The organism is Nocardia sp. NPDC002869, from assembly GCF_046764065.1.
In the GTDB taxonomy this organism is placed as follows: domain Bacteria; phylum Actinomycetota; class Actinomycetes; order Mycobacteriales; family Mycobacteriaceae; genus Nocardia; species Nocardia rhamnosiphila.
Genome location: NZ_JBKOOL010000144.1, coordinates 1 through 14,943, shown reverse-complemented (window position 1 = coordinate 14,943; position 14,943 = coordinate 1). Strand labels below are relative to the sequence as shown.

The following is a 14,943-nucleotide window of genomic DNA, read 5'->3' as shown; positions in this document are numbered from 1 at the left end:
GCGGGGCGTCGTTTGGTGTGTGGGCGGGGGGTGGGGCGGGTGGGTGCCAGCATCCCCACCCCCCCCACCCCCCCCCGGGCCGCCCCCCGGTGGCCGGCGGTGCTCCGGCCGGGTCGGCGACGGTTTTCCACGGCGGGCCCTACTTGTCGGCCTCGGCGTTCGGCTCGGTGTCCACGCCGAGGTCGTACTCGCTCAGATCCACGGCATCGGTGCGTTCGTCTCCGATATCCAGCAGTTGCGCGACGGCGTCGGAATCACCGTGCGCGGCCCGTTCGCGCAATTCGGTCAGGTTCGGCTCGCGATGGCCGGACCGTTCGGGCTCATACATACAGCGCACCTTCCCTGGAGGTTCGCGCCGAGCCAGCGGCTCGTACGCTCCGGCATCCGAGCTTAGGTGCGTTGCCGGATCGCCGCCGAATCCGCAGGAAGATCCCCCCGGCCAGCCGAACTCCATGACGTCGAACATGACCGTGGAGCCGTCGTAGGTGGCGTAGTCCGCCGATTCCAGGCAGCGCACCTGCTCGACCTGCCGGCAGGTGGAGGCCAGTGCGAACGGGATCAGGTCGTTGACGAATCCCGGGTCGACCCCGTTGACGAACAGACTCGTGCCACCGGCGGTGGCGGCCGCCTCCACCTCGGCGAAGAATTTCGCCGGCAGCGTCCCCCACGGATACATCAGCAGCCCGGGCGCGGTGCCCACGACGTTCACTCCGGCGGCGAGGATGCGGCGGATATCGGCCATCGCCTCGACCAGCCGGGTATCGCCCATGGCGCAGTACACCGCGCAGTCCGGGCGGGTGGCGCGCTCCAGCTCGCCGAGCGGGCCGCGCAACGCTGACCGACCCGCTCGGCGGGAAAGCGACGGGTCAGCCGCGGACCCGGGCGAGCACCGCCTCGACCGCCGATTCGGCGGGAACGTCCTGGGTCTCCCCGGTGAACCGGTCGCGCAGCTCCACCCTGCCCTCGGCCCAGCCCCGGCCGATCACCAGCACGTAGGGCATACCGAGCAGTTCGGCATCCTTGAACTTCACTCCGGGCGAGGCGGTGCGATCGTCGAAGAGGATGTCCAGGCCCTGCGCGTTCAGCGCCGACACCACCTCTTCGGCCCCGGCCCGGGCCGCCTCGTCCTTGTTGGCGATCACCACGTGCACGTCGTACGGCGCGACCTCGGACGGCCAGCGCAGACCCTTGTCGTCGTGCTGCTGTTCGGCGATGACCGCCACCATGCGCGAGACGCCGATCCCGTAGGACCCCATCACGAGCCGCACCGGTTTGCCGTTCTCCCCCAGCACATCGACCTCGAAAGCGTCGGTGTACTTGTCACCGAGCTGGAAGATGTGGCCGATCTCGATACCGCGCGCCGAGACCAACGGGCCACGGCCGTCGGGCGACATATCCCCGTCACGCACCTGCGCGGCCTCGATGGTGCCGTCCGGGGTGAAATCACGGCCGGACACCAGGCCGACGACATGTTTGCCGGGCGCGTCGGCGCCGGTGATCCAGGAGGTCCCGGTGACCACCCGGGGGTCGACCAGGTAGCGGATACCGTTGGCCTGCAGGGCCTTCGGGCCGATATAGCCCTTCACCAGGAAGGGGTTCGCGGCGAAATCGGCGTCGGTGAGCAGTTCCACCTCGGCCGGTTCGACCGACGCGCCGAGACGCTTGTCGTCGACCTCGCGATCGCCGGGCACGCCGATACCGACGATCTCGGTCTTCCCATCGGGATGCCGCAGTTTCACCATGACGTTCTTCAGGGTGTCCGCGGCGGTCACCGAGCGACCGTAGCGCTCGGCGATTCCCGCACCGTTCGCCCAGTCCACCAGGGTCGCGATGGTCGGGGTATCGGGGGTGTCGTGAACCTGCGCCTCGGGCTGCCCCTCGACGGGCAGCGGCTCGGGCGCGGGAGTGACCACGGCCTCCACATTCGCGGCGTACCCGGATTCCCGGCACACCACATAGGTGTCCTCGCCGACCGGGCTGTCGGCCAGGAACTCCTCGGAGGCACTGCCGCCCATGGCGCCGGAGGTCGCGGCGACGATCACGTACTTCACGCCGAGCCGGTCGAAGATGCGCTGGTAGGCCTCGCGGTGCGCGGTGTAGCTGGCCTTCAGCCCGTCCTCGTCCAGGTCGAAGGAATAGGAGTCCTTCATGATGAATTCGCGACCGCGCAGGATGCCTGCCCGGGGCCGTTCCTCGTCGCGGTACTTGGCCTGGATCTGGTACAGGGTGACCGGCAGGTCCTTGTAGGAGTTGTACTCACCCTTCACGGTGAGGGTGAACAGTTCCTCGTGGGTGGGGCCGAGCAGATAGTCGGCGCCCTTGCGGTCCTGGAGCCGGAACAGGGCGTCACCGTATTCGGTCCAGCGGTTCGTGGCCTCGTAGGGGTCACGCGGCAGTAGCGCCGGTAGCGAGATCTCCTGCGCGCCGATGGCGTTCATCTCCTCGCGCACCACCTCCTCCACCTTGTGCAGCACCCGCAGGCCCAGCGGCAGCCACGAGTACACACCCGGCGCGATCCGGCGCACATAGCCGGCGCGCACCAGCAGCTTGTGGCTGGGCACCTCGGCGTCGGCGGGATCGTCGCGCAACGTACGGAGGAACAGTCGGGAGAGGCGGGTGATCACGGTTGCCCAGCGTAGCCCCTGTGCGCCCGCCGGCCACATTCGATTACCGGTGGTGGGCGCGGTGCGCTCGGCGCGGGCGCCACGCCCCGGATCCGTCCCGCCGGGGCCGGCGGGCGCGCGGGGCGGCGGCCGGTACCGTAACCGGTCGTGCTGGTGCTGCTCCCCCCTTCCGAAACCAAATCCGACGGCGGTTCCGGCGGCCCGCTGAATCTGTCGGCGCTGGCCTTCGACTCGCTCACCGAAGTCCGTACGCAGCTGGTCGGCGACCTGGTCGCACTGGCCGGTGACCCCGACGCCGCCCGGTCCGCCCTCGGGCTGGGTAAGAACTCCGAGGCCGAGCTGGCCCGCAATGCCGCGGTGCGCACCTCCCCCACCCGGCCGGCGCTGGAACGCTATACCGGCGTCCTGTACGACGCGCTGGCGGCGAGTTCCTTCACCCGGGCCCAGCGCGCGAAAGCGCTCGCCCGGATCGCGGTCGGCTCGGCGCTTTTCGGCGCGGTGCGGGCCGGCGATCCCATCCCCGCGTACCGGCTGTCGGGCGGCTCGAAACTGCCGGGCCGGCCGACCCTGGCCGCGGTCTGGCGTGACCACCTGGGCCCGGCCCTGCGCGACGCGGCCGGCGACGAACTCGTGGTGGACCTGCGTTCGGGCACCTACCAGCAGCTCGGCCGGGTACCGGGCGCGGTCACCGCGACGGTGCTCACCGAGCACGCGGACGGATCACGCACGGTGGTCAGCCACTTCAACAAGCACCACAAGGGCCTGCTGGCCCGGGCCCTGGTGCTCACCCGCGCCGAACCCGGGGATATCCGTGCGGTGGCCCGGGTCGCGGACAAAGCCGGACTGCGCACCGAGATCGCCTCCGATACCGAGCTGGTCGTCCTCACCTGATTCCGGAACGGCCGGTGTCGACGCGACCGATCCGGCGGATACCGGAGGTTCGCGGGCATCGGCCGAGCCCAGGACCTCCGCTGGGCGGCTGCGGACCGCACCGCACCGGGCCGTAGGCTCGAGCCTTGTGCCGAACACGTCAGCCGATACCGACAACCTGTCCGCCGGGGACTCGAACTACCTGGTGGGACTCGATCTGAACGGACGCCGGGTCGTCGTCGTGGGCGGGGGCAGCGTGGCACAGCGCCGGTTGGGCCTGCTCATCGCCGCCGGTGCCGTCGTCGAGGTGATCACCCGGGAGGCCACCCCCGCGGTCGAGGCGATGGCCACCGCGGGCCAGATCACGCTCACCCTGCGCGATTACGCCGACGCCGACCTCGACGGCGCCTGGTACGTCATCGCCTGCACCGACGGGCCCGAGACCAACGCCGCCGTCGTCGCCGAAGCCACCCGGCGCCGGATCTTCTGCGTCCGCGCCGATCACGCGCAGTCCGGGACAGCGGTCACCCCGGCGACCGCCCGCTACGACGGGATGACCCTGGGCGTGCTGGCCGGCGGCAGGCATCGGCGCTCGGCCGCGGTCCGGACGGCGCTGCTGGAAGCGCTGCAATCGGGTGTGGTCACCGACGACGCGACCCCTATGGCCCCCGGAGTCGCCCTGGTCGGTGGCGGGCCCGGCGACCCCGATCTGATCACCGTGCGCGGCCGGCGGCTCCTGGCCCGGGCCGATCTGGTGGTGGCCGACCGCCTGGCCCCGCCGGAGTTGCTGGCCGAGCTGGGTCCGGATGTCGAAGTGGTGGACGCCGCCAAGATCCCGTACGGGCGCTCGATGGCGCAGGACGCGATCAACCGGGCTCTGGTGGACGGCGCCCGGGCGGGCAAATTCGTGGTCCGGCTCAAGGGCGGCGATCCGTATGTGTTCGGGCGCGGTTACGAGGAACTCGAGGCCTGTGTCGACGCCGGAGTGCCGGTGACGGTGGTGCCGGGAGTCACCAGCCCGATCTCGGTGCCGGCTGCCGCGGGCATCCCGGTCACCCATCGCGGTGTCACCCATGAATTCGTGGTGGTCAGTGGCCATATTCCACCGGACCACCCGGATTCGCTGGTCGACTGGCCGGCACTGGCCCGGCTGCGCGGCACCCTCGTCCTGATGATGGCGGTGGAGCGGATCGAACAGTTCGCGGCGGTCCTGCGCGCGGGTGGCCGCCCCGCCGAGACCCCGGCGACCGTGATCCAGGAAGGCACCCTGCGTGGCCAGCGGGTACTACGGGGCACCCTCGCCGATGTGGCCGAACGCGTCCGCGCCGAAGGTATCCGGCCGCCCGCGATCATTGTGATCGGGCCCACGGCCGGGTTCAGCGCCGCGCCGGTAGCGGCCGGCGACGGTCGGTTACAGTGACCCACTGTGCTCGATAACCCCCCAGCTATCAAATATCCGGTGACGAAACGAGCCTTCGGCCTCGCCATTCTCGTGCTCAGCGGGTTACAGCTGATGGTTGTGCTGGACGGCACCGTGGTGATCCTGGCGCTGCCGCGGCTGCAGGAGGAAATGGGCCTGTCCAGTTCGGGCAGCGCGTGGACCATCACCGCCTACGGGCTGCCGTTCGCCGGCCTGATGCTGCTCGGCGGCCGGATCGGCGATTCGTTCGGACGCCGGCGCATGTTCGTCCTCGGTGTGGGCCTGTTCACGCTGGCCTCCATGCTGTGCGGGCTGGCGCAGGGCGAGCAGATGCTCATCGCCGCGCGCGCCTTCCAGGGCACCGGCGCCGCACTCGCCGCGCCTACCGCCTTCGCGCTGGTCGCCAGCACCTTCGCGCCGGGCAGGGTCCGCAACCAGGCCTTCGCCATCTTCGGCTCGATGGTCGCGCTGGGCTCGGTCGGCGGACTCGTGATCGGTGGGGCGCTCACCGAGGCCAGCTGGCGGTGGATCTTCCTGATCAATGTGCCGATCGGCGTGCTCATCGTGATCGGCGCGCTGGTCGCGCTCCGCGATACCCACCATCAGCGGCTCACTCTGGATGTGCGCGGCGCGTTCCTCGGCACCCTGGCGTGCGCCCTGATCGTCTGGGGCGCCACCGAGGGACCGGAACTCGGCTGGGGTGACCCGCTGGTCTACGGCACCCTGATCGCGGGCGCGGTGCTGCTGCCGGTCTTCGTCTTCGCGGAACGGCACGTGGACAACCCCCTGCTGCCGTGGACGCTGTTCGACAGCCGCGATCGCGTCGCCACCTTCGTGGTGATCCTGCTCGCCAGCGGCGTGCTGGGCGCCACCACGTATTTCGCCGGACTGTTCGTACAGAACGTCGTCGGTTACAGCCCGCTGGTCGCCGGGATCTCGTTCATCCCGTTCACCGTCGGCGTCGGCCTCGGCAGCGCGGTGACCACCCGGCTGGCCCTGCACATCGCGCCCCGGTGGCTGCTGGTCGGCGCGGCGGTGGTGCTGATGGCCGGTCTCGGCTACGGCTCGACGCTGGACGCGGACGTCGGCTACTGGTCCACCCTGCTGCCGCTGTTCTCCGTGATCGGTTTCGGCATCGGTATCGCCATGGTGCTCATCCCGCTGTGTGTGCTGGTCGGGGTGCCGCCGGACGAGATCGGCCCGTTGTCGGCGATCGGCCAGATGTTCCTGAATCTGGGGACTCCCATCGCCATCGGCGTGCTCACCCCGCTGGCCGCCTCCCGGACCCTGTCCGAGGGCGGGACCATCAAGAAACCGGCCGAGATGACGGCGGCGGAGATCACCGCGCTCGGTGACGGCTACACCCTGGCCCTGCTGGTGGCCGCGATCGGCGGACTGCTGGTGGGGCTGATCGCGCTGACCCTGCGTTACACCGCGGAAGAGGTCGCCCGGGCCCAGCACGCCCAGGACGAAGCCCAGGCGGCCTGACCCCGGCAACGACGCGTCACAGCCTCCCGGTGATCTTGGTCGGGGTGATCCGCACCGCCACCCGGGGCCCGTCGTCCACCGAGGCCGGATTGAACTCGGCGTACGGCTTGCCGGTGTACTTGATCGACATCCGGTCGCCGACCAGCATGTCGGGGTCCGGGGTGAGGGTCGCGGTACCGCGGATCTCCGCGTAGGCGTACGGGTTGTCCGGCGGCGCGATCAGGATCGAGATGCGCGGATCGCGGGCCAGATTCTTGCCCTGGACGCGGTCGGTGGTCGTGGAGTAGAGCAACTCGTCGCCGTCCCGGTCGATCCAGGTGACGGTCAGATGCGGGTGACCGTCGCGGCCGATGGTGGCCACGGTCACGAACAGTTTGGCATCGTCGATGTACTTCTTGACGGTGTCGGGCAACGAGATAGCGCTCATGATCACCAGCAACCCGAGTCCGCGCGGGTTCATTCCGGCTCAGCCCGGTGGATCCGCCGCCAGTTCGGCCGGCAGCAGCGCCATCAACCCCGACTCCTGGGTCTGCGTGGTGATCATCTCCCGGGCGACCTGTTTCACCACCCCCTCGGTGAGCAGCGCGTCGGCCACCCGGGCCATGGCGATACCGCCCTCGTGATGGCGCTGCATCAATTGCGGGAACAGGATCGCGGCGCTACGGCTTCGCGCGGCCGACAGGCTGTCGAGTTCGGCCTGCGTAGCCATCCCCGGCATCGCGGCCGCCGCCGGGTCGTGGGCGGCGTGCTGATCGTGGGTCCGCGCGCGCATCCAGCCCATCGGCTCCGCGCCCGCGGCCGGCGCTCCGGCCAGCCGCAACCAGCCCAGCAGGGCGCCGATCTCGGAGAGCGGGGTGTCCTCGATCTGCCGGGCCGGACCCTGCACCGCGGGGGCGACGCCGGGATCGAGTCGCTGCACCAGCACCAGCGCCTGATGGTGACGGGCGGCCATATCCTGGACGAATCCGATCTCCCACCGATGATCCACCGAATCGGCACCGCCCGAGACTGAAACACGTTACAGTCTCCCGCACGCGGTCGGCCCGGTGGTGTGTCAGCCGAGACCGGGCGGTCTCCGCGCCGAGGCCGGATGGCGTCAGGAGGACGACGATGCCCGACGATGTGAACCCCACCGAACATATGCGGCTCACCACCAGCGAACGCGATCTGGATACGCTGGCGGGACAACTCTCCGAGTGGTTGCGGGACCGGGTCGGAGCCGACGGACCGCCGGTCATCAGTGATCTGCAGCGGCCGCTGTCCGGCGGCCTGTCCAGCGCCTCGGTGCTCTTCGACGCGCACTGGAAATCCGGCGACCGTACCGAAGGGGGCGCCTTCGTCGCGCGGATGATCCCGGAGGAGGGCGCGTTGCCGGTCTTCGAGAAATACGATCTGGGACTGCAGTACCGGGTGATCACCGAAATCGCCGCCGCCACCGATGTCCCGGTACCGCGGTTGCGCTGGCTGGAAACCGGGAGCGCGGCCTGCGGTGCGCCGTTCTTCGTGATGGACCGGGTACCCGGCCGCATCCCGGGCGACAATCCGCCCTACGTATTCGCGGGCTGGCTCTACGACGCGACCACCGCCGAGCGGGCCGAACTCACCCGCAACACCCTCGACGTCCTGGCCCGGATCCACGCGCTGCCCGAACCGGCGCAACGGTTCCCCGAACTCGACGGCCCGGGCCCGGCGCTGCGCCGCCATATCGAAGCGGACCGGGCCTGGTACCACTGGGCGCTGGCCGGCGACGGCTACGAGATCCCGCTCATCGAGCGCGCTTTCGACTGGCTGGACCAGAACTTCCCGGACGATCCCGGACCCGATGTGCTCAGCTGGGGTGATGCCCGGCCCGGCAATATCATCTACGAAGGGTTCTCGCCGGTCGCCGTATTGGACTGGGAGATGGCCGCACTGGGCCCGCGCGAACTCGATCTGGCCTGGATGATCTTCCTGCACCGCTTCTTCCAGGACATCGCCACCGGATTCGGCTTCCCCGGCCTCCCCGATTTCCTGCGCCGCGACGAGGTCGTCGCGCACTACGAGAAGGTCAGCGGCCACACCGTCACGAATCTGGACTTCTACCTCACCTATGCCGCGCTGCGGCACGCGATCGTCATGGCCCGGATCAAACGCCGGATGATCCATATGGGCGAGGACACCGCCCCGGCGGAGCGTGACGACTACATCATGCACCGCGCCACCCTGGAAGCCCTGCTCGACGGCACCTACGGATGGGACTGAGATGAGCGAAAGCACCGCCCACACCCCTGCCACGGCCCCGGGGCCCCTGGACGAGTACCCGATCCACCAGGCACCGCTGCCCATCGCCCGGGCGGCGACCAGCGACCGGAACTTCTATGACCGCAGCTATTTCAACGCGCACAACCGCGACGGCGCGATCATGCTGGTGACCGGATTCGGGGTCTACCCGAATCTCGGTGTCGCCGACGCCTACGCCGCGGTGCGCCGCGGCGACGAGATCACCTCGGTGCGGTTCTCCGACGCCCGCCGCGACCGGGGCCTGGATATGGCGGTCGGTGGTTACCGGATCGAAGTGGTCGAACCGCTGCGCCGCATCCGGGTGGTGTGCGAACACGAGGACCTGGGCCTCGACCTCACCTGGACCGGCGCCTTCCCCGCCGTGCAGGAGCAGCCGCACGTCATGCTGGCCGGTAACCGTCCGACCCTCGACGCCTCCCGCTTCGCCCAGGTCGGTTCGTGGGCGGGCACGCTGGCGATCGGCGGCGAGGACATCACCGTGGACCCGGCGATCTGGACCGGCACCCGGGACCGCTCGTGGGGTATCCGGCCCGTCGGCGAGGCCGAACCGCCGGGCCGGGCCGTCGCCGAAGGGGCCGGAGGGTTCTGGTGGCTGTACGTGCCGCTGCGATTCGACGATTTCGCGGTGGTGGTGATCATCCAGGAGAACCCCGACGGCTATCGGACGCTCAACGACGCGGTCCGGGTGTTCCCGGACGGATCGGTGGAACAACTGGGCTGGCCGCGGATCACCATCGACTACCGGTCGGGGACCCGCCATCCCGAGAGCGCGAGCCTGGAACTGCGGACTCCCGACGGGAAGCCGCTGACCATCGATATCCGCACCGTCACCGGGATACCGCTGCACATCGGCTGCGGTTACGGCGGCGACCCGGACTGGCAGCACGGGCAGTGGAAGGGCCGCGACTGGTCGTGGGCCAACAGCTACGACCTCACCGATCCGGCGATCGCCGGGCGGATACCGTGGGGTGTCACCGACCACATCGCGCACGCCCGCTGCGGAGCCGCCGAGGGTTGGGGACTGTTCGAACACGCGAGCGTCGGCCGGCACGACCCCACCGGTTTCGCGGATCTGCTCTCGGTGGCGCCCTAGCCCGGACCGGGCGCGGCGGTCGCGGCGACCACGATGCCCCCGACCACCTGCCGCGGCACGAGCAACGGCCCGGCGCCGGCCAGCAACGCGGCGGCCTCGGCCACACCGGGGATACCCAGAGCGGCCGCGACCCGCTCCGACGGGTTGGGCACCGGCACCCGCGCCAGTCGCTCGGCGGAATAGCCGAACAGTGGCACGCCCAGTGCGGCGGCGGCGTCGCGGGGCCCCGGCTCACCGGCCCGGCGATCCAGGGTCGCGAGGCAGGCTATCCGGTGCCCGGGAAAGGCCTCCGCCAGCACCGCGAGAATCCGCTCGGCGGACGGATCCGGGCGCAGGCCGAGACCGACCGCGAGTTCGGCACCGTAGGGTCCGGAGCCGGCTCCGGACCGCCGGTCTCCGCCGATCACCGTGCGCGCGCCGCGGGGCGGGTGCGCTGATGGGCGCGTGCGGCGGCGACGAACCGGCCCACGGCATCCGGATTTCCGGCCGGGTGGGTATGCAGGTAGGACGCGTGCACCCGGTGCACGACCGCACCCTCCCGCCACTGCTCCCCGGCGGTACGCCATCCCCAGGCGGGCGGAGCACCACCGGATTCCGCCAGCCGGGTCCGATGGAATTCGTGGCCGCGTACCCGCTCACCGGTCCGCCAGAGCACGGAATCGGCCAGCGCCACCGCGTCTCGATATCCCAGGGTCAGGCGTGGTCCGAACTCGGCGACCGCGTCGATCAGGCCCGCCATCGGATGACCGTCCAGGGATCGGGTGAGGTACAGCAGCCCGGCGCATTCGGCGTGGATGGGCAGCCCCGCCCGGGCCCGCTCCGCCACCGCGGCGCGCAGCCCGGTATTGGCCGCCAACGCCCCCGCGTGCTCCTCCGGGAATCCGCCCGGCAACACCAGGCCCGCGGCCTCGGCCGGCAGGGTGTCGTGCAGCGGGTCGATCACGGCGACCCGGGCACCCGCGGCGGTGAGCAGTTCCCGGTGTTCGGCATAGCCGAAGGTGAAGGCGGGTCCACCGGCTACCGCGATCACCGGCTCCGGTCCCTCCGGCAGCGCGACGTCGTCCGCGAGTTCCCGGGCCGCGTCCCAGCTCGGCCCGGACTCCGGCGCCGCGGCCAGCGCCGCGACCGCGGCGAGATCGATATGACGCGCGGCCAGATCGGTCATCGCGTCCACCGCGCGCCTCGCCGCGCGGCCGTGTTCCACCGCCGGGATGAGGCCCAGATGCCGGGACGGGACCTCGAGTGCGGCCAGCCGGGGCAGCGCGCCGAGCACCGGCAGACCCACCCGGTCGCAGGCGGCGCGCAGCACCTGCTCGTGCCGGGCACTACCGACCCGGTTGAGCACCACCCCGCCCAGCCGCACACCGGAGTCGAAGGTGGCGAACCCGTGCAGTAGCGCGGCCAGGCTCTGGCTGTGCCCGCGCGCGTCCACGACCAGGATCACCGGTAGGCCCAGCAGGCTCGCCACCTGAGCGGTGGAGCCTTCCGCGACGGGATCGGCGGCCTGTTCGTCGATCCGTCCGTCGAACAGGCCCATCACCCCTTCCACCACCGCGATATCGCAGTCGCGGGCACCGTGGCGGTAGAGCGGGGCGATCCGGTCGTGCCCGACCAGCACCGGATCCAGGTTGCGACCGGGGCGTCCGGCGGCGAGGCCGTGATAGCCGGGATCGATGTAGTCGGGCCCCACCTTGAAGGGGGCCACCCGGCGGCCCGCACGGCGCAACGCACCGATGAGACCGGTGGCGACAGTGGTCTTCCCGCTGCCGGAGGCCGGCGCGGCGAGCACTATCCCCGGGGCGGCGCTCATCGCACGGCATTCCCGGCCGAAGGGGACCGGCGGCCCGCGCACCGGATCCCGGCCCCCCGGGACCGGCTCACCATTCGATACCCCGTTGCCCCTTGCGTCCCGCGTCCATGGGGTGGCGCACCTTGGTCATCTCGGTCACCAGATCCGCCGCCTCCAGCAGTTCCGGCGGCGCGTCCCGGCCGGTGATGACGACATGCTGGTTGCCCGGACGCGCGCGCAGGGTGTCGACGACCTCGGCCACATCCACCCACCCCCATTTCAGCGGGTAGGTGAATTCGTCGAGCACATAGAACCGGTGCTCCTCGGCACGCAGTCGCCGCGCGATCTCCTCCCAGCCGGCCAGCGCCGCGGCCGCGTGATCGGTTTCGGTGCCCTGTTTACGGGTCCACGACCAGCCCTCGCCCATCTTGTGCCACTGCACCGGCCCGCCCACCCCGGTCTCGCCGTGCAGCCGGCCGAGCTCACGGAAAGCCGCTTCCTCCCCCACCTTCCACTTGGCGCTCTTGACGAACTGGAACACCGCCACATCGAAACCCTGGTTCCAGGCGCGCAACGCCATCCCGAAGGCGGCAGTGGACTTACCTTTGCCCGGACCGGTGTGCACGGCGAGCACCGGCTGATTACGGCGCTGCCGGGTGGTCAGTCCGTCGTCGGGTACATGCTCGGGCACCCCTTGGGGCATGAGTTCTCCTCATCTGATTCGGATTTCGTGCTCGTCCGGTACGGGCCGGAATCGGGCTCACGCGGCGCGCGCGCCGCCGGAGGCGCCCGCGCGGACCACCTCGGCCACCGAGGCACCGGTCAATTCGCCGAGCCGGACGGCCGTACCGCCCAGCGCGGCCGCCAGTTCGGCGGCCAGCCCCAGCCGGACCATGCCGCGTTCGCAGTCGACGACAACGGAGGTGACACCGTCGCGGGCGAGCCGGCCGGCCGCCGCGCGGGCCCGCGGCACCGGATCGGTCCCGCCGGTGGCGCGGCCGTCGGTGAGCAGCACCAGCATCGGCCGGCGCTGCGGGTCGCGGACGCGTTCCCGGTAGACCACCTCGCGTGCGGTGTGCAATCCCGCGGCCAGCGGAGTCTTCCCGCCGGTACGCAACCCGGTCAGGCGGCGGACGGCGATATCGATCGAGGAGGTGGGCGGCAGTACCAGTTCGGCCTCGCTGCCGCGCACGGAGATCACCGCGACCTTGTCGCGCCGCTGATAGGCATCGCGCAGCAGGGTCACCACCGCACCGGTCACCGCGGACAGCCGGTCGCGGGCGGCCATGGAACCGGAGGTATCGACCACGAAGAGCACCAGGTTGCCCTCGCGGCCCTCGCGGTACGCCCCGCGTAGATCGCCGGGCGCGAGCACCAGTGGCCCGATGCGCCGACCCCGCGCCCGCTGATGCGGCGCCGCGGCCCGCAGGGTGCCCAGTAGATGCAGGCCGCCGGTGGGCTCGGGGGTCGTGTTCACCACGCGGCCCTGCCGGGTCTGCGCCCGGGACCGCCGGCCGGGCGCTCCTTCGCCGACACCCGGCACCTCCCAGCGCGGCGGCCGGACCGGTGCCGCGACCGGCGCGCTCGCCTGCCCGGTCCCGCCGGCGCCACCCGGGTTGCCGGAGTTCTCATTCGTCTCGGTGTCCGCACCGGGCGCCTCGGCGCCGCCACCGGGACCGTCCGGGTCGTCGTCGGGATCGACGGGGCACCGAGACCCCTGCGCCTCGTCGTCGGCCGGTGCGTTCTGCTGATCCCCGGCCTGCTCGGCCGCGTCGCGCATGGCGTCGTCGAGCTGTTCGGGGGTGATCCCGGGTTCGTCGAACGGGTCCCGCCGCCGCCGGTGCGGCAGCGCCAGTTCGGCGGCGACGCGCACATCCTCGGCGGTGACACTGCCGCGCCCGCACCAGGCGGCATGGGCGGCGGCGGTGCGGGCCACCACCAGATCCGCCCGCATACCGTCGACGTCGAAGGAGGCGCAGACCGCGGCGATCCGCCGCAGCTCCACATCGTCGAGCGCGACCTCGGGCAGCCGGTCGCGGGCGGTGAGGACGCGGTCGGCGATCTCGGCGTCCGCGGCGGCGTAGGTGGCCGCGAAACCGTTCGGATCGGCCTCGTAGTCGAGACGGCGGCGGACCACGGCCATCCGGACGTCCACGTCCCGGGAGGCGGTCACATCCACGGTCAGGCCGAATCGGTCGAGCAGCTGCGGCCGCAGCTCGCCTTCCTCCGGGTTCATGGTGCCGACCAGGACGAACCGGGCCGGATGGGAATGCGAGACGCCGTCGCGTTCGATGTGCACCCGGCCCATGGCCGCCGCGTCCAGCAGCACATCCACCAGGTGGTCGTGCAGCAGGTTGACCTCGTCCACGTACAGCACCCCGTGATGGGCGGCGGCGAGCAGGCCGGGCCGGAACGCCTGTTCGCCGTCGCGCAGGATCCGCTCCAGATCGAGGGAGCCGACGACCCGGTCCTCGGTGGCGCCGACCGGGAGTTCCACCAGCCGCGCCGGGCGGGCGCCCGATTCGTCGACCACCGGGGGCAGCAGCCGCGCCAGGGCCCGTACCACCGTGGACTTCGCGGTTCCCTTCTCGCCGCGCACGAGTACGCCACCGATACCGGGATGCACAGCGCACAGGATCAGCGCGAGCTGCAACCGATCCTGTCCGACCACCGCGGAGAACGGGAACCCGGCCTCACCGCCGTCCGCGGCGGGGGCGATCGGTCGGGATGCGGGCCGGGCGGTTTCGGTGGAGGACACGGCCCCACTCTAAAACGTGCCGTCGCCCGGCCCGGCCTTCCCCTGCCCGAGACGGGCGGAAGGGCCCGGTGGCTATCCCTTGCGCATCGGTACGTGCGCGACGCCGTCCTCGATGAACTCCGGGCCGTCGACCTCGAAACCGTGTTTGGTGTAGAGATCGATCAGGTAGGTCTGCGCGTTGAGCCGGACGGTGTGCGATCCGGTCTCGGCAAGGGCGGCCTGCAGCAGCCGGGTGGTGTATCCGTGCCCGCGGGCCTCGACCGCGGTACACAACCGCCCGATCCGGAAGGATTTGACGCCGTCCTCGTGCTCTTCGAGCAGGCGCAGGGTGGCGATGACCTCGCCTTCGTCGTCGAGCCACAGATGCCGGGTCTCCGGCAGCAGGTCCTGTCCGTCCAGCTCCGGGTACGCGCACTTCTGCTCGACCACGAACACTTCGACCCGAAGTTTCAGCAACTCGTACAGGGTGGGGGTATCGAGATCCTGCGCCCATGACCGGCGGAGCACAACCGTTGACATCATCGCGCCTTGCTATCACACCTCGGCGCGAGATGCACGCGAATGCCCCGGGCGCACCGTGGCGCGGCGGCCGCGACACGGCGCGGCCCGCGGGGTTTCCAC

General features: G+C 71.2%; 13 protein-coding genes and 1 pseudogene. 5 read left to right on the top strand and 9 right to left on the bottom strand.

Going from position 1 to position 14,943, the window contains the following annotated elements:
- Positions 1-436: 436 nt before the first annotated feature.
- A pseudogene (locus ACLML9_RS22395) lies at positions 437-802 on the bottom strand (diacylglycerol kinase); the annotation flags it as partial.
- A gap of 64 nt (positions 803-866) precedes the next feature.
- Positions 867-2,624 (bottom strand): proline--tRNA ligase, encoded by a 1,758-nt coding sequence (locus ACLML9_RS22390; protein WP_411947366.1) that lies wholly within the window; start codon positions 2,622-2,624, stop codon positions 867-869.
- 147 nt (positions 2,625-2,771) lie between these two features.
- Between ACLML9_RS22390 and yaaA the strand changes: the two genes are divergently transcribed.
- The 3 genes from yaaA to ACLML9_RS22375 all read left to right on the top strand — a co-directional run bounded on the left by yaaA (position 2,772) and on the right by ACLML9_RS22375 (position 6,402).
- The gene (yaaA, locus tag ACLML9_RS22385) at positions 2,772-3,515 is read left to right on the top strand and encodes a peroxide stress protein YaaA (RefSeq protein WP_411947365.1); all 744 of its coding nucleotides are present in this window, start codon (positions 2,772-2,774) and stop codon (positions 3,513-3,515) included.
- 127 nt (positions 3,516-3,642) lie between these two features.
- Positions 3,643-4,914 carry a uroporphyrinogen-III C-methyltransferase gene (cobA, locus tag ACLML9_RS22380; RefSeq protein ID WP_411947364.1) on the top strand — a complete coding sequence of 424 codons (1,272 nt, stop codon included), beginning with the start codon at positions 3,643-3,645 and terminating at the stop codon, positions 4,912-4,914.
- A gap of 6 nt (positions 4,915-4,920) precedes the next feature.
- Positions 4,921-6,402: an MFS transporter gene (locus ACLML9_RS22375; protein WP_411947363.1), complete on the top strand. Its 1,482-nt coding sequence runs from the start codon at positions 4,921-4,923 to the stop codon at positions 6,400-6,402.
- 16 nt (positions 6,403-6,418) lie between these two features.
- Here the strand turns inward: ACLML9_RS22375 and ACLML9_RS22370 are convergent, their stop codons facing one another.
- Together ACLML9_RS22370 and ACLML9_RS22365 are read right to left on the bottom strand one after the other, a co-directional pair.
- Positions 6,419-6,862 carry a PPOX class F420-dependent oxidoreductase gene (locus ACLML9_RS22370; protein ID WP_411947362.1) on the bottom strand — a complete coding sequence of 148 codons (444 nt, stop codon included), beginning with the start codon at positions 6,860-6,862 and terminating at the stop codon, positions 6,419-6,421.
- Positions 6,863-6,868: 6 nt separating this feature from the next.
- Positions 6,869-7,390, bottom strand: a complete 522-nt coding sequence (locus ACLML9_RS22365) for a DUF305 domain-containing protein (RefSeq protein ID WP_411947361.1) — start codon at positions 7,388-7,390, stop codon at positions 6,869-6,871.
- Positions 7,391-7,512: 122 nt separating this feature from the next.
- Between ACLML9_RS22365 and ACLML9_RS22360 the strand changes: the two genes are divergently transcribed.
- Positions 7,513-8,643 carry a phosphotransferase family protein gene (locus ACLML9_RS22360; protein WP_411947360.1) on the top strand — a complete coding sequence of 377 codons (1,131 nt, stop codon included), beginning with the start codon at positions 7,513-7,515 and terminating at the stop codon, positions 8,641-8,643.
- A 1-nt stretch (position 8,644) separates the two neighbouring features.
- A complete protein-coding gene (locus ACLML9_RS22355) occupies positions 8,645-9,775 on the top strand; it encodes a hypothetical protein (RefSeq protein ID WP_411947359.1) in 1,131 nt (376 codons plus the stop codon).
- Here the strand turns inward: ACLML9_RS22355 and ACLML9_RS22350 are convergent.
- The 5 genes from ACLML9_RS22350 to ACLML9_RS22330 form a co-directional block, all read right to left on the bottom strand.
- Entirely contained in the window at positions 9,772-10,182 is a 411-nt protein-coding gene (locus tag ACLML9_RS22350) for a cobalamin biosynthesis protein (protein WP_411947358.1), read from the bottom strand. The genes ACLML9_RS22355 and ACLML9_RS22350 overlap by 4 nt on opposite strands.
- On the bottom strand, positions 10,179-11,585 hold the full coding sequence (locus tag ACLML9_RS22345) for a cobyrinate a,c-diamide synthase (RefSeq protein WP_411947357.1): 1,407 nt from the start codon (positions 11,583-11,585) through the stop codon (positions 10,179-10,181). Before ACLML9_RS22345 ends, ACLML9_RS22350 begins: the two co-directional genes overlap by 4 nt.
- Positions 11,586-11,652: 67 nt before the next feature.
- Entirely contained in the window at positions 11,653-12,267 is a 615-nt protein-coding gene (cobO, locus tag ACLML9_RS22340; RefSeq protein ID WP_411947356.1) for a cob(I)yrinic acid a,c-diamide adenosyltransferase, read from the bottom strand.
- A 57-nt stretch (positions 12,268-12,324) separates the two neighbouring features.
- Positions 12,325-14,283 (bottom strand): VWA domain-containing protein, encoded by a 1,959-nt coding sequence (locus tag ACLML9_RS22335; protein ID WP_411947367.1) that lies wholly within the window; start codon positions 14,281-14,283, stop codon positions 12,325-12,327.
- Positions 14,284-14,394: 111 nt separating this feature from the next.
- Positions 14,395-14,844, bottom strand: coding sequence for a GNAT family N-acetyltransferase (locus ACLML9_RS22330; protein ID WP_411947355.1), 450 nt, complete (start codon positions 14,842-14,844; stop codon positions 14,395-14,397).
- Positions 14,845-14,943 lie beyond the last annotated feature (99 nt).

Excerpts from the sequence above, each read along its gene's own strand:
- ACLML9_RS22370 (WP_411947362.1), bottom strand. The coding sequence starts at position 6,862 with ATGAACCCGCGCGGACTCGGGTTGCTGGTGATCATGAGCGCTATCTCG.
- ACLML9_RS22360 (WP_411947360.1), top strand. The coding sequence starts at position 7,513 with ATGCCCGACGATGTGAACCCCACCGAACATATGCGGCTCACCACCAGC.
- ACLML9_RS22355 (WP_411947359.1), top strand. The coding sequence starts at position 8,645 with ATGAGCGAAAGCACCGCCCACACCCCTGCCACGGCCCCGGGGCCCCTG.
- ACLML9_RS22345 (WP_411947357.1), bottom strand. The coding sequence starts at position 11,585 with ATGAGCGCCGCCCCGGGGATAGTGCTCGCCGCGCCGGCCTCCGGCAGC.
- cobO (WP_411947356.1), bottom strand. The coding sequence starts at position 12,267 with ATGCCCCAAGGGGTGCCCGAGCATGTACCCGACGACGGACTGACCACC.
- ACLML9_RS22330 (WP_411947355.1), bottom strand. The coding sequence starts at position 14,844 with ATGATGTCAACGGTTGTGCTCCGCCGGTCATGGGCGCAGGATCTCGAT.